Source organism: Rhodoferax sp. ZS1R8, from assembly GCF_056521325.1.
In genome coordinates this window covers 1,218,194-1,236,395 of record NZ_JBWMBA010000001.1, presented here as the reverse complement: position 1 = coordinate 1,236,395, position 18,202 = coordinate 1,218,194, and the positions used below count along the sequence as shown (strand labels likewise).

Below are 18,202 nucleotides of genomic sequence, written 5' to 3'. Positions count from 1 at the left end.
GCTCATTCCACGAGGGCTGGCGGCCGATTTGGCATATGCCTATCGGCCGCGACAAGGTCCCCGGGCTACTTGAAGCTGTAGTTCACGCTGATAAATGCGCTGCGGCCACGTGGGTCGGTGTACGTTGGGTCGTAGCCCGCCAGGAAGTAGTAGGCCTGGTTGGAAAACGGTGGCGCGGTGTTCAACAGGTTCAACACACCGGCGCGCACTTTTAGCGCCTTAGTGATGGCGTAGCTACCGGTCAGGTCCCACAGAGAATAGGCATCCACATCCCGTGATGCCAACAACTTGTTGGTCGTTGGGTCGTAGGTGGTGTTCTGGTCGGAGTACCCAGAAGAATACTGGTTGGCCAGCGTCAGGCTATACGGACCCATGTCCCAGCCAAAGCTCAGGCGGTGGCGCCACTTCTGGATCACCTGGTCGTTCAGGAACACCCCCAGGTTGCTGCGGGTGGGCTCCTTGGGGCCAAACTGGCGGTCGTAGTTCAGCACGAGCGTGCCACTCATGCCGACGCTGAAGCGCCCCATGTCGGTCGCGGCACTGCGGTAGTCGGCACCGAAGTCCAGGCCGGCCGTGTCCAGCGCACCCTGGTTTTCCTTCTTCAGGATGATGTTGATGATGGTGCCGTCGGCATCGCGCTGAATGAAATTGCCGTTATAGGCTGCGGTGTTGCCGATGATGATTTGCTCACCCAGGGTACTGATGACATCGGTCTTGCGGATGTTCCAGTAATCGACGCTGAAGTTGAAGTTCTTGCTGGCTTCCAATACGAAGCCCAGCGAGAACTGGCGCGACTTTTCAGGCTTCAAGTTCGGGTTGGAGCGGCGCTCCACCGGCCACTGGTCTGTACAGTTGTCTATGCTGCCGCCACTCTTGACGCAATCCGGATCGGTCAGGAAGCTGGAGGCCGATCCATAGGTGGTGGGGCCCTTGAGGTCGTTCAACGACGGTGCACGGAAACCGGTGCCTGCCGATGCGCGCACCAGCAAGTCCTGCTGGGGCTGCCAGCGGATGCCAAACTTGGGATTGGTGCTGCTGCCGGCGTCGTTGTAGTTGTCGTAGCGCAGGGCCATCTGCAGCTCGACCTGTTTGCTCACCGGGGCGCTGACCTCGGCAAACACCGAGCCGATCTGGCGGCTGTCGTCGGTCGCTTTCAAAGCGGTGCTGGAACCCGCCAGTTGACCCGTGTCGCGGTCACCGCCGATGTTGTTAGACAGTAGCAGTGCCGATGGCGTAAAGATAGCATTTTCATTGCGCAGCTCGCCGCCGATGGCAAGCGCCAAGTCACCACCGCCCAAAGCCATCAACGCCTTGGAGATCTTGCCGTCCACACTGGTGGTCACGCCTTTGGAGCTGCGCGCCTCGTCATTAACCTTGATGCTGCGCTGCAGATCCAGGCCGGCTTGGCTGGAGGGGCCGAACGCATTGATCGTGCCATTCAGAATACCAGCTTGGTATTGGTCAAACAGCACGTAGCCGTCTACATATTTGTCGACCGCACGGTTTTCAGCGCGCGATACGGCCACGTCATAGTCCCATCCACCGAGGACACCGTTGGCGCCCACGACCAGGCGTTGGCCATTACTGGTGACCTCATTGGTTCGGTTACCAGCTTCTGTCGTGCGCAACTGGATACGGTTAACGGTCGCTGGCAGACCGGGGCCGGTCAGCGCCGTGCGGTAGGCGGCAGGCAAGTTCGCCACCGGGAAGGCGGAGATGTTCACCGGATTAGGGCTCAGGCGGTAGGTACTGTTGGCGTTGCTTTGCATCAGCTCGGCAAACACCTGGTGGTCGGGGTTGATCTGAAACGTCGCACGGCCCAGGAAGCTGTTCTTGGTGGACTCGGGGTAAATCTCAGTGTCGCGCATGTAGTCATAGCTACAACCGAACTTGCCCCCGTAGCTGTTGACCGCATAGACGCTGGCCGGTGGATTGCAGGTGGGCGCAGCCGGGTCTACCAGCGTGCTGCGCACGTAGGGTGCATCGGCCGGCAACAGGCCGGCTTTCTGCATCGCACTCCATTGGTCGGCAGAGCGAATGCGCATGTTGGCTGGGTACGGCTTGCTGGACATCAGCGCGGGCAACAGTGTGGCCAACGGACGGTCCTGGATGAACTGGCGCTGGCTGGAGCGCAAGGCGTCGAGCTTTTGCAGGTCCAGCACACCCATCAGGTTGAAGCCGTCGGTGCCCAAGTCGCCATAGCCACCGCTGAGGCTCAGCGTCTTCTTGCCAGCGCCGCCCTCTTGCGTATTGGCCGCCGAGGCGGCCAGGTCAAAGCCGGTGTAGTCCTTGCGGGTGATGAAGTTGATGACGCCACCAATGGCATCCGTGCCGTAGATGGCGGACGCGCCGTCCTTCAGCACTTCCACGCGCTGGATGGCGCCCGCTGGGATGTTGTTCAAGTCCACGCCGGCGTTGTCACCGGGGGTCGCAAAGTTGGCCAGGCGCCGGCCATTGAGCAGCACCAACGTAGACGACACGCCCAGGCCGCGCAGGTTGGCACCATTAAAGCCGCGTTGGCCCGAAGTGCCATCGGTGATGCTGGCGCCGTCGGTCAGCGCCGCGGTATTGGCGCTGATGCTCTTGAGAATTTCAGCGGCGGTGGATGCGCCGCTCTTGTCGATGTCTTCCCGCTTGATGACCTGCACCGGCAATGCGGTCTCTGCATCCACGCGCTTGATGGAGCTGCCAGTGACTTCTACGCGGTTCAGCTTTTCGGCAGCCGGCGTGGTCTGGGCCCACGCGGCTTGGCTGGCGCACAGTGCCAGCAAGACGGCGGTGGCCTGGGCAGATGGGCGCAGCGCAAACGGGCTGCGAGCGCGGCCGCGGGTGTAGGTGGAGTGGTTCATCGTGGATGCCTTGGAATAGGAGGAAGAGTGGTTGGGGCGGGGTGATAGCGGTAAGGGCGGGAGGATCGGTAGGGGCCGAGGCGACGCGTTATTCGCCGCGGATGTTGACGTCGAAATACTTGTCGTTGATGGCTTTGTAGACACCGTTGGCAGTGATCGTCTTCAAAGCCAGGTTGACCTTGCTGCGCAGCGACTCTTCGCCCTTGCGCATCGCGATGCCCGTGCCGCCGCCCTTGTTGCCGCTGGGGTTGATGGGCGGGCCGACCTTGCTGAAATTCTTGCCTTCGGGAGACTTCAGGAATGCCGTGGTGGCCGCCAGCGACGAGCCAAAGCCCACGTCACCGCGGCCGGCGGACAACTCCATCGTCACGTCGGCCTCTTTGGCCACCTGCAGCACCTGGCTGTCCTTGTAGTTTTCAGCGATGTACTTGGCGCGCGGGGTGTTGCGCGTCACGATGATGGTCTTGCCCTTCAGGGTGGCAGGGCTCACGTCCTTGTACACGCCGGTCTTGGCGATGAAGGTGGACGGTATGTCGTAGTACGAATCACTGAAATCGGCGACCTTGAGCCGCTCGTCCGAGATCGTCATCGACGCGACGATCATGTCGAACTTGCGCGCATTCAGGGCGGGCATCATGCCGTCCCACTCCTGCGACACCAGCGTGCACTCGGCCTTCATCGCGGCGCAGACCGCGTTGGCAATATCTATGTCGAAACCGGAGAACTTGCCGTCTGTCCCCATTTGTGAAAATGGTGGATAGTTGGCCTCTACACCGATGCGGATTTTGGCCCAGCCAGGGGCCTGGGCATGTACGCTGGTGGCGAGGCCAAAGACGGCTACGGCTGCTATCGCGAGGGGCAATGTGCGGGACATGAAGACTCCTGAAAGGGGCATACGAAAAGCGAGGGAAAGAAAACCGTTCCGAACTAGGAAACTGTAATGTACAGTTATTTTCATAAATTACATTCATGAAAATATAGGGACAAACCCTGAGCGCACCCGCCAACCCCTTCGCCAATAATGAATTAACCGCTGTGATGACGCCGATTTAGTTTTCAACCTTTCAATCGTTGAAAATTTCCGAACGCTTCCTTACCCCAAAAAACTGGACCCACGCATGCCCACGATCCCGCTCCATCGCCCACTTCAGCACAGCAGATTCCGCGCACTGTTTTTGGCAGGGTTGCTGGCGGCAGGAGCTTGCCAGGCCACCGGCGGGACCGCAGCGCCGGCCATTGCCAACGTGGTCATCGGTGGCGCGGAGCAGAGATGCTCCAGCTACACCGGCAGCGCCCAGGGCCGCGGCTGCACGGCTGACTGGGACACCATCCTGGCGCAAGACCCTGCATTCAAAGGCTTGACCAAGGACGACATCAGCTTCGACGCCGACTATGTGCTGCCCAGCTTCACGTACAGCCTGACAGAGGCCCACCTGGATGCCCTGCGCAAGGTGCCTGACAGGCTGTTCGATGCGGGGCGTAAATCGTTGCTGTTGGTCCAGCTGGCCGATGCCCTGCACGCCGGCGGACCGCGCCTGGGCCTGGCCTGGAACGCATTGGAAGAGCTGCTGCCCCAGCCGTCTGCTGGCAGCGCCCAGCGCCTGACGCTGGCCGAGTCCGCGATGCTGCGCACGGCCTTGGTAGACCCGTTGCGCAACTACCGGCGCAAGTGGCAAGCCCGCTCGACGCCCTTTACCGCGAATGCATCCACCGTGGCAATCACGAACGCGTTTGTGGCCGCTGCACGTGCGGCCAACCAGGGGCGCAAGCCACTGGTCGGTGTGGTCACCGCGTCTGCCGGGCCCCACCCCTTTGCGGACCGTGACATCAATGTGTTCATGCTGCATTCGGCAGGGGCTGATGTCGTGTACCTGCCGCTGGAAGGTGGCCTACGCCAGGCGCTGGATGCCGATGACTGCGCCAACCTGCGCTACTACTACGACAGCTACACCAACACGCGGCCCGAGCGCGTGGTCTACCACGCAGACCTGCTGTTCCCCGATCTGGCCGAGCAGCAGCGCGCGCTGTGTGCCAACAAGGGCCAGGCCCTGAACGCCGTACTGAACCGGCTCAACGGCATCTACTTTTCGGGCGGCAACCAGGCCCGCCATTTGGAGAGCCTGGTCAGCAAGGATGCGGCCGGCGACTACACGGTGCCTAGCGTGCAACTTGCCATACTGCAGCGGCGCCACGCGCAAGGCCAGTTGGTCGTGGCCGGCACCAGCGCGGGCGACCACATCCAGGGCGGCGGGGCCTGGAATGGCAAGCCAGTGCCCATGGTCGGCGGCGGCAGTTCGTACGACGCACTGAAGAGCGGCTTTGCCAAAGGGCGCGGCGCCAGCGGTGACACGGCCGAACTGGGCCAGACGGAACTGAACACCAACTTCCCGCCGGTGCTTTACCCGCTGGGCGGTCTGGGTGTGTTCCGCTTTGGTGTGCTGGATTCGCACTTCTCACGGCGTGCGCGCGAGGGGCGGCTGGTGCGCGCCACGGTGGACAGCGCGATGGACTACGGCTTTGGCGTCGATGAAAACACCGCGCTGCTGGTGGCCCAGCCCGACGCTGCGGGCAGCACCCATTTCTCGGTGCTGGGCGCAGGCGGCGTCTTCATTGCCGATGTACGCAAAGCCCATGCAGAGGCGGACCCACAACAAGGCGCGCGCATAGACGGCGTGCGGGCCCACTACCTGCTGCCTGGCGACACGGCCCGCATCGATGCGAACGGTGAGTTGCAAGTCACGCTGTCGACAGACCGGCCACCGCTGCCGGTGCCGCCAGTGCCGGGCGTTGTCACACAAGACCGCCTGCTGGATTCTGGCGCGTCCAACTTCCTGAACCTCGCCACGGCCATGGGCAGGGCCGGCGCGGCAGTGGGCTATGGCACCACGCAAAACAGCGCCACCACGCGCTTCAAGCAGGACGCACCCTTCTACAGCGCCACGCTGTCGCGGGATGCGCTCACCGTGTTCCGCGGTATGCCACTGCCAGAGGGCGCGGCGACGGCTCCGGTAGCCTACAGCGGGCTGCGTGTGCAGTTCGCACCCTGTAATGGCGTATGCCAAGCCCCCATCCAAACCCAGGCCGCACAGGCCTCACAGGCAGCGCCGCAATGACGCCGCAGTGCCAGCACTGATAATCCCCGACACCATGCCCAAGAAGACACCCACCCCCGACGTTTCTGCACCACCCACGTTCTCCAGCCCCCCAGTGGACACAGCGTTTGCGCAGTCGGCGTTGGGCTTCAAGCTGCGTGCCGTGCTGGCCGAAGGCAAGGGCACCAACGTGGCCATTGCCGATTTCCTGCTGCGCAACCCGGTGCGTGCCACGGCCTGGGGCATTGAAGAGCTGGCTGCCAATACGCAAACGTCCACTGCGACACTGAGCCGATTTGCGCGTGCGCTGGGCTTCAGCGGCTTTGGTGCGCTGCGCAGTGGCATGGCAGACGCACTGCAGACGGCGTTGCAACCGGTGTTTCAGCCGGTCGACAAGCTTCGCAATGTTCTGCAACGCAGGGAAGAGGCCGGCAGCAGCGGCAACCCCATCATTGCCGAAAGCCTGGACGCCAGTGTCAGCAATTTCCAGTCCGCCGCTGCCGGCCTGAACCCGGCGATGCTGATCGCCACTGCACACAAGATTCTGGCCGCCGAGACGGTCTACACGCTGGGCTTTGGCATCAGCGCCCACCTGTCCGCCATGCTCGCGCTGGACCTGCAACCCTTTTGCCACCAGGCCATCAACGTCGTCGAGTTCGGCGGCACCGAAGTGGCCGCCGGGCGGCTGATGAATATCGGCCCCAAGGATTTGCTGATCTCCATCTCCTTCCCGCGCTACGCGAGCGATGCCGTGATGCTGACCCGCTACGCGCGCGACCGTTGCGCCCATGTGATTGCGCTGACCGACTCCATGGCCTCACCGCTGGTCAACTGGTCGCACGACGTACTGGTGGCACCCGCCACGCACCCGGTGCTGTCGAGCAGTTATACCGCGGCGTTACTGGTCATTGAAGCCCTGGTCACCAGCCTGATGGTCAGCGGTGACAACCAGGTTGCACAGGCAGAGAAACTGACCGACGCGATTTCGGCTTATCTGTATACCGACAAGCCAGGCACCGACAGTGGCGTGGACCGCCCGGTCAGGCGCATCGTACGTGGCTGACTTCCTGCACGGGGAAGGGCCGGAAGTGTCCCCATATCCTGGTCCAGTATTGTGAAATCGGCTTGCCAACAGTCGCGATAGTTTGGATACGATAGTCCACAGGGTTTAAGGCACCAAAAACCCTTTGCACGGCGATCGCCGCTACAGCGGCTGCCCGGGCAAGACCATTTTGTCGTTCGGCACTCACTATCGGGTTTAACGAGGATTCAATGCACTACTTCAACAATTTGAAATTGGCAAAGCGGATGTTTCTAGCTTTCGCAGGGGTGATTGGAATATTTCTGCTGGTGACTGCGTTCGTCATGAGCAGCCAGTCGCAGCTGAAACAGGCAGAAGACTGGAACACGCACACCTACAAAGTCAAGAGTGCAGCGGACATGATGCTGCTGAGCATGGTCAATATGGAAACCGGTGCACGCGGCTTCTTCGTCGCCGGTGAAGACAAATTCCTGGAACCCTGGACCAACGGCTTGAAAGGGTTCGATGAGTCCTGGAAAGAGGCCAAAGAGTTGACATCGGACAACCCGGTCCAGCAAAAGCGCCTGGACGACATGCGTGCGCGCCATAATGAATTTGTCGCCGTGGTCAATGCGATGCAACAGGGGCGCCGCGCAGTGGTTGCCGGCTCCATGCCCATGCAGGATTTTGTTGCAGAGTTTCAGAAGAGCAAGGACAAGGCTGCCATGGATTCGTTCCGCGGTCTGCAGTCCGAATTTGTGGGTGTCGAAACCAAGTTGCTGGCCGAGCGCTCGACAGCTGCAGACAAGGCGCGCTCCACATTGACGATGGTGCAAGTGGGCGGCGCGCTGGTGGCCGTGCTGGCGGCCGCAGTATTAGGCATCTGGGTCAGCAACTCCATCACCGGCCCAGTGGCTCAGGCGGTGACTATCGCTCAGGCCGTCGCAGCGGGTGACCTCACATCCCGTATTGATGTGACGTCAACCGATGAGGTGGGAGTGCTCCTGGAGAGCCTGCGCAGCATGAATGACAACCTGACCCAGGTGGTCTCCGGGGTCCGCCAAGGTTCCGAAGCGGTGGCCACCGCCAGCGCCGAGATTGCACAGGGTAACCAGGATCTCAGTGGGCGTACCGAATCGCAGGCCAGCGCGCTTGAGGAAACGGCTGCGTCGATGGAAGAGCTCAGTTCCACCGTGCGACAGAATGCCGACAACGCCAAGCAGGCCAACCAGCTGGCGCAGAACGCATCGAGCGTGGCCAAGCAAGGCGGCCAGGTGGTCGCGCAAGTGGTCGACACGATGAAAGGCATCAGCGAATCCAGCAAGAAAATCGCTGACATCATCAGTGTCATTGACGGTATTGCGTTTCAAACCAATATCCTGGCGCTCAATGCTGCGGTGGAAGCGGCCCGAGCGGGTGAGCAGGGGCGCGGGTTTGCGGTGGTGGCCTCTGAAGTGCGTTCGCTGGCAGGGCGCAGCGCAGCGGCTGCCAAGGAAATCAAATCCTTGATCAACGCCAGTGTGGAACGCGTGGAACTGGGTACCACTTTGGTAGACCAAGCTGGCTCCACCATGGAAGAGGTGGTGACGTCGATCCGGCGAGTGACAGACATCATGGGCGAGATCAGCGCCGCAAGCCACGAACAAAGTGCAGGCGTCTCTCAAGTAGGCGAGGCCGTGACCCAAATGGACCAGGCAACCCAGCAAAACGCGGCGCTCGTGGAAGAAATGGCTGCCGCCGCCAGTAGCCTCAATAACCAGGCAGCCGGCCTGGTTCAGTCTGTGGCGTTATTTAAGCTCACCCACGATGGTGCACCGCGCGCCGTCGCTCGTCCAGTGAAAGCCTTGGTACGCACACCAGCGGCGATCGCACCGGTACGTAGCAAGCCCCAGAAGCCCAAGCTGGGACACCAAACATCCCCATCCACGGCCGCGCCTCAAAAGGCGGTCGATGATGGGGCGTGGGAGTCGTTCTGATCGCGTAGCTGCAGCCAACTCGGCTTCCAACTACAGCGCAGCCAGATCCGCGCCGCGCAGGCCAACCAGCAAGGCCCGGCCATCCGGGCCAACCCGGAACTCGCCGTATTTCGCCCGGGCCCAGCGGTCGGCCTCTCCCTCTTTAAAGAACCAGGCATCGGTGACCAGCACCCATCCGCCGTTCTTGGGCGTGAGTTCTATGCGCAGCTCACCGTCTGCTAGCGGCGTGCCCCCATCGGCACGCACCACGGTTGCAATGCCGCGCGCATCGCGCTGCGCCACCACGTGGGGCCGCTGCCCTGCAGCCAGAGGGCTGTCCAGCGCACGCACATCGTCCGAGAAGGCGAAGCGCAAGGCCATGTAGTCGCCCTGCATCAGCGAGCGCGGGTCCACCGGCGCCAGCGGTACAAACAGCGGCTGGCCGTGCGCAATCAGCGATTCTTTTTGCCAGATGGCGCCATTGACAACCAGCAGCATCAACAGCGTTCCAAGGGCCAGGCCCATCTGCGGCTTGCTGAACGCTGCCCCACCTGCTGCGCCCGCAGCTTGGGGTACATGGAAAGCCTGGGTGCTGTGCGCCGCCCACCACGCCAGCGCGCCCAACACGGCACCGGCACCGGCCAGCAGCAGCGCCTTGTCTGCCAGCGGCCAAGCGAGCTGGTAGTAGAAGGCGCCGATGATCCACGCAGCCGCCAGGCCCGCCGCACTGGCCACGCGCCAGCGCCCGGCTGATGCGCAGTAGGCCAGCACCAGCAGCACGGCGCCCAACGACGGCATAAAGGCCGCCAAGCATGCCAGCACGGCCACCACGACCGCGCACCAGGTGTTACGCACGCGGGGCCACACATGGGCCAGCCAGGCAGCCGCTGCTAAAACCAGTGCCACAGAGGCCAGGCGCAATGTCTGCATGCCCTCCAGTGCGGCGGCCTGCTTAGGGCCTAGCTCACGCGCGATCTCGCCTGCCCATGAGCCACTGCCACCCAGGCTGGCGCCCAGCAAGAACGTCATGCCGGCCCAAAACGCCAGGCCCGCCAGCGCGACCAACAACCAGCCCACCGACAGCGATTCCCACGCGGCCGCGATGCGCGCACTTTGACCGTCGTTGAGCAGCGCACGCTGCATCCACGCGCCGGCCAGCGCCACCGCCACCAATACATGCAGCGCGAACCACACGCTGGGCCACTCGGATGGACCACACAGATTCCAGCGTATGGGTGCGACGGCGAGCCCGACCAAGCCAGCAGCACCGGCCCCCAACAGCACCCGCAGCCACGGCTTGGGCACAGCCCACACCACCGCGGCCACCAGCGCTGCAGCCATGGCCGCGGCGGCCCGATCCGGCAGGTCGCGGAACAGCGCATAGCCCAACAGGCTGCCGCCCACCATCAATGCCGGCACGGCCAACTGCTCCACAAACAGCGGCAGCGTGCGCGCGCGCAACATGGCCACCGCGGCTACCAGCACCACACCGCCAACCAGGTAGGTGCCCACACCCCGCAGTGCCGCATCACCGACCAGCATGCCGACAACAATCAGCAGCGGCACGGCGGCCAGCCAGGCACCGAGAGCGGTGAGCAACACGACCGGCCATGGCCGGTTGTCCTGCTCCGGCCGGCAGGCAGCTGCGGGCAATACACCGGCGGCAATCGCTTCCTGCAGCGTGCGGTCCAGACGGTCGGCGCTCATACCGTGCTCCCCTGCACACCGTGGCGGCGCGACAGCCGTAGCAGCACGCTCACCGTGGCCGCCAGCAGGCCCGCAGCCGCCAGACCCAGCAGCAGCATGGCGCCTATCCAGTTGCCACCATGCGAGTCATGGAACAGCGCTTTACCCAAACCGAAGATCAGCAGCACGTTGAGCCCCAGGCATACGGCACTCAGGCCAAAAATCTCAAACAACTGTCGGCTAGCCATTACCAATCCGGCCCCGGCCAGCAGGCACAGACCCAGGCTATACAGCAACGACATTTCGCGGTCAAACAAGGCACCCAAAGATGTCGTGGTGATCATGAGGGTCGCCAGCGTAACCGCCGTGCGCATGGCCCAGGTGCCACTGCCGCTCCAGCGCCGCAGGACCGGGCTCAGCGCGAGCGCCAGTGCCAGTGCGGCCGTCCAGGCCATCGCGTAAATGCGCAGGTCTTGGGGCTCCACGCGCCAGCGGTGGGAGGTGTGGGCATAGACCCATAGCGAGATGCCCGTGGAGACGATCAGCGCCCATGGTGTCCACAGCACATCGCTGCGTACGCTCAAACACAGCGGCAAGGCCAGCACCGCCCACACGGCGAACAGCTGCCACGGGTCGGCACCGGTCTGGTAGGTCTGGCCAAAATAGGCGAAAAGGCCGCCGATGGTGAGCAGTGCCAGCAGGCCAAGCGGTGCGCGTGCCCCCGGCTTCGCCCGGGCGCCAACACACATCAACAGAAACAACACTTGCAACAACGCAAAGCGCCCGAAGCGACCCAGCGTCTCCCAGTTGGCGGCTATCCACAGCATGACGCCAAAGCCGCCCAAGGCCGCGGCCAGCACGGCCACGCCCCGCGGCAGCCAGTACGCCAGTTGTGCTGGCTCCCGGTGGAGCCCGGCTATCTGATCCAGCTTGCGGGAGCGGGCTGCGTCGAGTTGGTGTTGGGCCGCGAGTGCATACAGGGCCAGCCGAAGGTCCATTGGAAAGCCTTTCTGTGGGCAACGTAGTGCCGCCCGGTCTTGCAGAGGGGAGCGGGCGCGCTCAGGGTGCGTCCAACGACTTGACTGCCGCCAGGCGCCGCAGCAATTGCTGCAGGACGTCGTTTTGCATGTCGCGGAACAACAGTACCTCTTCGGCCTCTTTGGCCAACACGGCCGATTCGTTGAAGCTGATATCGCGCTGCTGCGATATCTCGGTCGGCGCAATGAGCTCGCGTCCATCCGGCAGGCGCACGCGGAACAGCAAGCGCTGCCGGAGCCGGAACTCGCGCACCTGGCCGGAGGCGTTGACCCCGACCCGGTCCTTGTCGCGCGCTTCCTGCAGGATGTCGACGATAACCTGCGGCGGCTCAGATCCGCGAACCGGGACTATGGGCACGATGGCCTTGCCGAAGTAACGGATCAGGTCCGCCGCCACGAGGCCATTGCGCTCGGGCGTTACAGCCAGGGTCTGGAAGGCAAAGGTCTGGCTGCTGCGCAGCTTGAAGCCGCAACCCGCCAGCGCCACCATTCCCAAGCCCAGGGCGGCAGCGATGGCGGTGCGGCGGCTCAGCATGGTTTGCGGCCTAGAGGACGACATTGACCAGGCGCCCCGGCACGATGATGACGCGCTTGATGGGCGCGCCGGCGGCGAAGTTCACAAACGTCTCGTTGGCCAGCGTCAGCGCTTCGATCTCTTCCTTGGAAGCGCCCGATGGCACCATGACCGAGCCACGCAGCTTGCCGTTGACCTGCAACATCAGTTCAATCTCATCCTGCTCTAGTGCGGCGGGGTCCACTTGCGGCCAGGGCGCATCCAGCAAGTCACCGTTGCCCTTGGCGTAACCCAGCTCGCTCCACAGCGCGTGGGCGATGTGGGGTGTGGCCGGGTACAGCACGCGCAGCAATAGTGAAAAGCCTTCCAGCACAGCCACCAAATCGCCCTCAGATTCCGAAGCCTTGAAGTCTTCCAATGCGTTGATCATCTTCATCGCACCGGAGACGACGGTGTTGTACTGCATGCGCTGGTAGTCGTAGTCCACCTGCTTGAGCACAGTGTGCATCTCGCGCCGCAAAACCTTGGCCTCTTTGCCAAAGCTTAAGCCTTTTAGGCCGCTAGCCCTCGCCAGGTGAGCGTGACCAGCTACCAAATTAATAGCAGACAATTTGAAGCCAAAGTTCCACACGCGGCGCAGGAAGCGGTAACTGCCCTCCACTGCGGCATCGTTCCACTCCAGCGTGGCTTCGGGCGGCGCGGTGAACATGGTGTAGATGCGGGCGGTGTCAGCGCCGTATTTCCCGATCAGCTCCTGCGGGTCCACACCGTTGTTCTTGGACTTGGACATGGTGCCCACGCCTTCGTAGTCAATGGCCGTGCCCACCGGCAGATTGCCCACCGCCTTGGTCAGTTTGGCGCCGACGATCTTGCCTGCGTCGTCGAATACATGTTCCACGTCTTGCGGCCAGAAGTATTCCTTGCCGCCCTTGTCGCCTTTACGCGAATAGATGTGGTTCAGCACCATGCCTTGGCACAGCAGCTTGGTAAACGGTTCGTCCACGGTGACTAGGCCCAGGTCGCGCATGACCTTGGTCCAGAAGCGCGCATACAGCAAGTGCAGGATGGCGTGTTCGATGCCGCCTATGTACTGGTCCATACCGCTGCCGCCTTTGGCAAGCTGCTGGTCACGCATCCAATAGGCTGCCCCGCCGCTCACCATCGACTCGATGTTCTGCGGGTCGCAGTAGCGCATGTAGTACCACGAGCTGTCGACAAAGGTATCCATGGTGTCGGTCTCGCGGCGCGCGGCCTTGCCGCACACCGGGCAGACCACACCAGCGTGGAAACCTTCGTGCTTGTGCAGCGGGTTGCCCGAGCCATCGGGCACGCAGTCTTGCGGCAACACAACTGGCAGGTCTTTCTCAGGCACCGGCACGGCGCCGTGCTCGCTGCAATGGATGATGGGAATGGGCGTGCCCCAGTAGCGCTGGCGGCTGACGCCCCAGTCGCGCAGGCGCCAGGTGGTTTTCTTTTCGCCCAGGCCCTTGTGCTGCAGCGCGCTGGCCACGGCGTTGACAGCGTCGGTGTAGTTTAGGCCGCTGAAGACGTCGGAATTGACGGTGACGCCGCGCTGCTTGTCGCCATACCACTCTTGCCAGTGGTCGTGGTCGTAGCTGAGGCCGTCGATGTGCACAACGTCGTCGATGCGCAAGCCGTATTTCTTGGCGAACGCGAAGTCGCGCTCATCGTGCGCGGGCACGCCCATGACGGCGCCGTCGCCATAGCCCATCAGCACGTAGTTGCCGACCCACACATCGATGGCGTCGCCGGTCAGCGGGTGGGTAACCTGCAAGCCGGTGGGCATGCCCAGCTTTTCCTTGACGGCCAATTCGGCTTCGGTGGTGCCACCGGCCTTGCACTCTTCGATGAACGTTGCCAACGCGGGGTTGGACGCGGCGGCATGCGCTGCCAGCGGATGCTCAGGGGCCACCGCGCAGAAAGTGACGCCCATGATGGTGTCGGCGCGGGTCGTGAACACATACATGCGTCCATCGCCAATGAGCGTGCCATCCGTGCGGGTGATGTTGTGCGTGAATGCAAAGCGCACACCGCTGGACTTGCCGATCCAGTTTTCCTGCATCAGCTTGACGCGCTCGGGCCATCCCGGCAAGCCGGTCTGCACGTGGTCTAGCAGCTCTTGCGCGTAGTCGGTGATCTTCAGGTAGTAGCCGGGGATCTCGCGCTTCTCGACGGTGGCACCCGTGCGCCAGCCCTTGCCGTCAATAACCTGTTCGTTGGCCAGCACGGTCTGGTCCACCGGGTCCCAGTTGACGACCTGGGTCTTGCGGTAGGCGATGCCTTTTTCGAGCATCTTCAGGAACAGCCACTGGTTCCACTTGTAGTAGCTGGGGTCGCAGGTGGTGACCTCGCGGCTCCAGTCGATCGCCAGGCCCATGGCCTGCATCTGGCCCTTCATGTAGGCGATGTTGTCGTAGGTCCATTGGGCCGGCGGCACCTTGTTCTTCAACGCGGCATTTTCGGCGGGCAAACCAAACGCGTCCCAGCCCATGGGCATCAACACGTTGTGGCCGTTCATGCGCAGATAGCGCGCCAGCATGTCGTTGATGGTGTAGTTGCGCACGTGGCCCATGTGCAGCTTGCCGCTGGGGTAGGGCAGCATCGAGCAGGCGTAGAACTTCTTCTTCAGATTGCCCTGCGCGTCGCGTGCGTCTTCGCTCACGCGGTAGGCGTTCTGCCCGTTCCACAGGGGTTGTGCCCAGTGTGCGTGCGCCGCTTTTTCGATGTCCAGGTGTTGGTATTTGTCTTGCATGGGTCTGAGGCCGCTAGAGTGCCGCCGAATGGAATGCCTAAAGTCATTTTAGGGGCAGTGGACGTGAGGCCCCGGGCTTCGCCGCTGCGCGGGTCTATGTTCCCCCTGGGGCTAATTCCCCTTGGGGTGGCCAGGCGGGAAATTTCGCCTCCGGAACCTTAGCGTTTGGTCGCGGCCGCGTCAGTCACGAAGCCGATGCGGTGCAGCCCCGCCAGGTGTGCCTGACCCATCAGCTCGACGACGCGGCCATAGGGGACGGCGCTGTCGGCGCGTAGGCGCACTTCGGTATCGGGGTTGCGTTCACCTGCCTGGCGCAGTGCTGCAGACACGGCGCGGGCGTCTAACGGCTTGTCGTCTACAAAGACCTGGCCAGACTTGTCCACCGTCAGCGCAATGAATTTCGGTGCATCGAGAGAAGCTGCACCGGCGGTCTTGGGCAGGTCTACCTTGACAGCGCTGACCAACAGCGGCGCGGTGATGATGAAAATGACCACCAGCACCAGCATGACATCCACCAGCGGCGTCATATTGATGTCGCTCATGGGCTGGGGAGTGGCGGTGCGCTCCAGACGGCCAAAACTCATGGGTTACATGGCCCCCACGCTCCACCGCTGCGCGGGTCGCTGCCCCCCGAGGGGGCTGAATCGCCCTGGGGCGGCCCGGCGGCGAATTGTGATGCTCATGATGATGAGGCGCTTTGCGTGATCAACAGCTCACGCAGATCCCGCGCAAAGCCTTCCAGGTCCGCCTCAATGCGGCCGATATAGCGGCCCAGCACGTTGTAGCCCAGCACGGCGGGAATGGCAACGGTCAGGCCGGCGGCGGTCATGATCAGCGCCTCCCCCACCGGGCCGGCAATCTTGTCTATGCTGACCTGACCCGCGCCCGAAATGCCGATCAGCGCGTGGTAGATGCCCCAGACCGTACCCAGCAAGCCCACGAAGGGCGCGGTAGATCCCACGGTGGCAAGCAATACCTGGCCGGACTGGAGTTTGAGCAGTACGGCATGCAGGGCGTCACGCAATAAACGGGTTAACTGCTGGGACTTGTCGCCAGCTCCGGCCAACGTGCCTGCCGTGTCCACCTGGCTGGCTTGGACCAGCGGCATCACCAAGACCTCGCGGTCAAACAGCTGCACGGAGCGCAGGCCATCCGCCAGCGTGGGCGCCTGCCAGAAGGCGGCCGTGCTGCGAGCCACATCACGGTGGGCGCGCAGCAGTAGCCAGGCTTTCCACAAAATTACTATCCAGCTGCCCACCGACATGGCCAACAGCACCAGCGCAACGCCGTTGCTGACCGCGTCGCCCTGGCGCAGCAGATCGACAGCGTTCACCGCAGACCCAACACGTCGTACATGTCGAACAACCCCGTCTTTTTATCCGCCAGGAAGCGTACGGACCGTAGGCTGCCCTGTGCATAGGTGGACCGGCTGGAGGATTTGTGGCTGATCTCGATGCGCTCGCCGGTGCCGGCAAACAGCACGGTGTGGTCGCCCACAATGTCGCCGCCGCGTATGGTGGCAAAACCGATGGAGGACGGGTCGCGCTCACCGGTAACGCCTTCGCGCGCGTAGACAGCGCAGTCTTTCAAATCTCGGCCCAGCGCATCGGCAATCACTTCGCCCATTTTCAGCGCCGTGCCCGACGGAGCATCCACTTTATGGCGGTGGTGGGCCTCCACGATCTCGATGTCGTAGCCAGTGGACAGCGCCCTGGCGGCCATCTCCAGCAATTTCAACGTGACATTGACCCCCACGCTCATATTTGGGGCCATGACAATGGCAATGTCCCGCACGATGGTGGCGATTTCCGTCTTTTGCGCGTCAGTAAAACCGGTGGTACCAATGACGGCAGCTACGCCCAGCTCGCGGCACACCCGCAGGTGTTCGAGGGTGCCCTCCGGTCGGGTGAAGTCGATCAGCACGTCACAGGGTTGAAGTCCAGCCTGCAAGTCGGAGGTGATCACCACGCCCACGGGTTTACCTGATTGCGCACCGGCATCGTGCCCCACAGACGCACTCCCCACCCTGCCCAGCGCACCAGCAAGGGTACAGTCGTCGGCGGCGCGGATCGCGTCAATCAGCATCTGACCCATGCGGCCTGAGGCGCCGGCCACACCAATCTTGTGGGTCATGTCGCGAATTCTTTCTTCTACTATGGGTGCAGGGCTAGGGGCGTGCTGCCTCCAGCGGTGGGTAATCACCGGGCGCGGTAGCCCCAGTGGCTGTGGCAACAATGGGCCTGCTCGGCGCCGGGAATTTCCTCAGGCTCTCTTCAGAAGCCTCCAGGCTGGGCGCGCCGCTAGGCAGGGATGGCGACTTCAGCGTAGCGACAAACTCGGCCTCGCTAGGCAACGCATCTGCCTCGGTACGTTCCACGACACCGTCCTTGAAGAAAACGGAGACCTTGCGCGATTGCGGTGCCACGCCCTGTTGTTTGAGCGTGAAGACATAGTCCCAGCGGTCGGCGTGGAAAACACTGACCAGCAGGGCCGTACCCAGGATGTCGCGGACCTGCGCGCGTTGCATGCCGGGCTTGAGCAGGGCCAGCTGTTCCCGGGTCACCACATTGCCTTGCACAATGTCCATCTTGTACGGGGAAATGATCCCGGCAATACGTGCGCTTGCGCCGTTAAAGCTGCCGCAGCCGGAAAGGCCCGCAAACACCAGGGCGACCAAGGTCAAATTGAGGCTACGGCGATGGATATCGGACATGGGTGGTTACGCGAGATATGATCAAAGGATTGTAGCGGTTGAGCGCCCTCGCCCCTGCTGCCGACACTCGGCGGAAAGATGCCCATGACCAATATCGATGAACTGAAAAACACTGGCCTGAAGGCTACGATTCCCCGGCTGAAAATACTGGAGGTGTTCCAACGCAGTTCGGAACGCCATTTAACGGCAGAAGATGTGTTCCGCGTCTTGTTGCAGGAGCGCTCGGATGTGGGCTTGGCTACTGTCTACCGTGTGCTGACGCAATTCGAACAGGCCAGCATCCTGAGCCGTAGCCATTTCGAGAGTGGTAAGGCGGTGTACGAGCTGAACGAAGGCCAGCACCACGACCATCTTGTCTGCCTGGACTGTGGCAAGGTGGAAGAGTTTTACGATGCTGAAATCGAAAAGCGCCAGCACGCGGTCGCCAAGGCCAAGGGCTTTGCCATTTCGGACCATGCGCTCAGCCTGTACGCAACCTGCACCAAAGAAAAATGTCCCAACCGTGTTGACCGGGAAAAGCAGCGCGGCTAGCAAGTCGCACACTGCTGGCTCTACCTGCTGC

Annotated in this window: 14 protein-coding genes; 4 read left to right on the top strand and 10 right to left on the bottom strand. The window is 62.7% G+C overall.

Annotated elements, in window-relative coordinates; all coding sequences use genetic code 11:
* Positions 1–65: 65 nt before the first annotated feature.
* Together AC097P_RS05680 and AC097P_RS05675 are read right to left on the bottom strand one after the other, a co-directional pair.
* Positions 66–2,849, bottom strand: coding sequence for a TonB-dependent receptor (locus AC097P_RS05680; RefSeq protein WP_479609384.1), 2,784 nt, complete (start codon positions 2,847–2,849; stop codon positions 66–68).
* A gap of 88 nt (positions 2,850–2,937) precedes the next feature.
* Positions 2,938–3,723, bottom strand: a complete 786-nt coding sequence (locus AC097P_RS05675; protein WP_479609383.1) for a transporter substrate-binding domain-containing protein — start codon at positions 3,721–3,723, stop codon at positions 2,938–2,940.
* Between the two features lie 244 nt (positions 3,724–3,967).
* Between AC097P_RS05675 and AC097P_RS05670 the strand changes: the two genes are divergently transcribed.
* The 3 genes from AC097P_RS05670 to AC097P_RS05660 all read left to right on the top strand — a co-directional run bounded on the left by AC097P_RS05670 (position 3,968) and on the right by AC097P_RS05660 (position 8,938).
* The gene (locus tag AC097P_RS05670; RefSeq protein WP_479609382.1) at positions 3,968–5,962 is read left to right on the top strand and encodes a hypothetical protein; all 1,995 of its coding nucleotides are present in this window, start codon (positions 3,968–3,970) and stop codon (positions 5,960–5,962) included.
* A gap of 34 nt (positions 5,963–5,996) precedes the next feature.
* Positions 5,997–7,004, top strand: a complete 1,008-nt coding sequence (locus AC097P_RS05665) for a MurR/RpiR family transcriptional regulator (protein ID WP_479609381.1) — start codon at positions 5,997–5,999, stop codon at positions 7,002–7,004.
* 245 nt (positions 7,005–7,249) lie between these two features.
* Positions 7,250–8,938, top strand: a complete 1,689-nt coding sequence (locus tag AC097P_RS05660) for a methyl-accepting chemotaxis protein (protein WP_479609380.1) — start codon at positions 7,250–7,252, stop codon at positions 8,936–8,938.
* Positions 8,939–8,968: 30 nt separating this feature from the next.
* Here the strand turns inward: AC097P_RS05660 and AC097P_RS05655 are convergent, their stop codons facing one another.
* The 8 genes from AC097P_RS05655 to AC097P_RS05620 all read right to left on the bottom strand — a co-directional run bounded on the left by AC097P_RS05655 (position 8,969) and on the right by AC097P_RS05620 (position 17,640).
* The gene (locus AC097P_RS05655; RefSeq protein ID WP_479609379.1) at positions 8,969–10,624 is read right to left on the bottom strand and encodes a GDYXXLXY domain-containing protein; all 1,656 of its coding nucleotides are present in this window, start codon (positions 10,622–10,624) and stop codon (positions 8,969–8,971) included.
* Positions 10,621–11,601, bottom strand: coding sequence for a DUF2157 domain-containing protein (locus tag AC097P_RS05650; protein WP_479609378.1), 981 nt, complete (start codon positions 11,599–11,601; stop codon positions 10,621–10,623). The genes AC097P_RS05655 and AC097P_RS05650 overlap by 4 nt, the downstream gene beginning before the upstream one ends.
* 61 nt (positions 11,602–11,662) lie before the next feature.
* Positions 11,663–12,175, bottom strand: coding sequence for an LPS-assembly lipoprotein LptE (locus AC097P_RS05645; protein ID WP_479609377.1), 513 nt, complete (start codon positions 12,173–12,175; stop codon positions 11,663–11,665).
* Between the two features lie 10 nt (positions 12,176–12,185).
* On the bottom strand, positions 12,186–14,927 hold the full coding sequence (leuS, locus tag AC097P_RS05640) for a leucine--tRNA ligase (protein WP_479609376.1): 2,742 nt from the start codon (positions 14,925–14,927) through the stop codon (positions 12,186–12,188).
* 158 nt (positions 14,928–15,085) lie between these two features.
* Complete coding sequence (locus AC097P_RS05635; RefSeq protein ID WP_479609375.1) at positions 15,086–15,511, bottom strand: ExbD/TolR family protein; 426 nt, start codon at positions 15,509–15,511, stop codon at positions 15,086–15,088.
* 95 nt (positions 15,512–15,606) lie between these two features.
* Positions 15,607–16,260 carry a MotA/TolQ/ExbB proton channel family protein gene (locus tag AC097P_RS05630; RefSeq protein WP_479609374.1) on the bottom strand — a complete coding sequence of 218 codons (654 nt, stop codon included), beginning with the start codon at positions 16,258–16,260 and terminating at the stop codon, positions 15,607–15,609.
* Complete coding sequence (gene dapB, locus AC097P_RS05625; protein WP_479609373.1) at positions 16,257–17,060, bottom strand: 4-hydroxy-tetrahydrodipicolinate reductase; 804 nt, start codon at positions 17,058–17,060, stop codon at positions 16,257–16,259. Before dapB ends, AC097P_RS05630 begins: the two co-directional genes overlap by 4 nt.
* Positions 17,061–17,094: 34 nt before the next feature.
* Positions 17,095–17,640, bottom strand: a complete 546-nt coding sequence (locus AC097P_RS05620) for an outer membrane protein assembly factor BamE (protein WP_479609372.1) — start codon at positions 17,638–17,640, stop codon at positions 17,095–17,097.
* Between the two features lie 84 nt (positions 17,641–17,724).
* On the opposite strand from AC097P_RS05620, the gene fur reads away from it, so the two are divergent.
* Positions 17,725–18,171 (top strand): ferric iron uptake transcriptional regulator, encoded by a 447-nt coding sequence (fur, locus tag AC097P_RS05615; protein ID WP_479609371.1) that lies wholly within the window; start codon positions 17,725–17,727, stop codon positions 18,169–18,171.
* The last annotated feature ends 31 nt before the right edge of the window (positions 18,172–18,202 follow it).

What these genes read in the sequence shown, in the direction of transcription:
- AC097P_RS05680 (WP_479609384.1), bottom strand. Translation starts at nt 2,849, where the DNA reads ATGAACCACTCCACCTACACCCGCGGCCGCGCTCGCAGCCCGTTTGCG.
- AC097P_RS05675 (WP_479609383.1), bottom strand. Translation starts at nt 3,723, where the DNA reads ATGTCCCGCACATTGCCCCTCGCGATAGCAGCCGTAGCCGTCTTTGGC.
- AC097P_RS05670 (WP_479609382.1), top strand. Translation starts at nt 3,968, where the DNA reads ATGCCCACGATCCCGCTCCATCGCCCACTTCAGCACAGCAGATTCCGC.
- AC097P_RS05665 (WP_479609381.1), top strand. Translation starts at nt 5,997, where the DNA reads ATGCCCAAGAAGACACCCACCCCCGACGTTTCTGCACCACCCACGTTC.
- AC097P_RS05660 (WP_479609380.1), top strand. Translation starts at nt 7,250, where the DNA reads ATGTTTCTAGCTTTCGCAGGGGTGATTGGAATATTTCTGCTGGTGACT.
- AC097P_RS05655 (WP_479609379.1), bottom strand. Translation starts at nt 10,624, where the DNA reads ATGAGCGCCGACCGTCTGGACCGCACGCTGCAGGAAGCGATTGCCGCC.
- AC097P_RS05650 (WP_479609378.1), bottom strand. Translation starts at nt 11,601, where the DNA reads ATGGACCTTCGGCTGGCCCTGTATGCACTCGCGGCCCAACACCAACTC.
- AC097P_RS05645 (WP_479609377.1), bottom strand. Translation starts at nt 12,175, where the DNA reads ATGCTGAGCCGCCGCACCGCCATCGCTGCCGCCCTGGGCTTGGGAATG.
- leuS (WP_479609376.1), bottom strand. Translation starts at nt 14,927, where the DNA reads ATGCAAGACAAATACCAACACCTGGACATCGAAAAAGCGGCGCACGCA.
- AC097P_RS05635 (WP_479609375.1), bottom strand. Translation starts at nt 15,511, where the DNA reads ATGAGTTTTGGCCGTCTGGAGCGCACCGCCACTCCCCAGCCCATGAGC.
- dapB (WP_479609373.1), bottom strand. Translation starts at nt 17,060, where the DNA reads ATGACCCACAAGATTGGTGTGGCCGGCGCCTCAGGCCGCATGGGTCAG.
- AC097P_RS05620 (WP_479609372.1), bottom strand. Translation starts at nt 17,640, where the DNA reads ATGTCCGATATCCATCGCCGTAGCCTCAATTTGACCTTGGTCGCCCTG.
- fur (WP_479609371.1), top strand. Translation starts at nt 17,725, where the DNA reads ATGACCAATATCGATGAACTGAAAAACACTGGCCTGAAGGCTACGATT.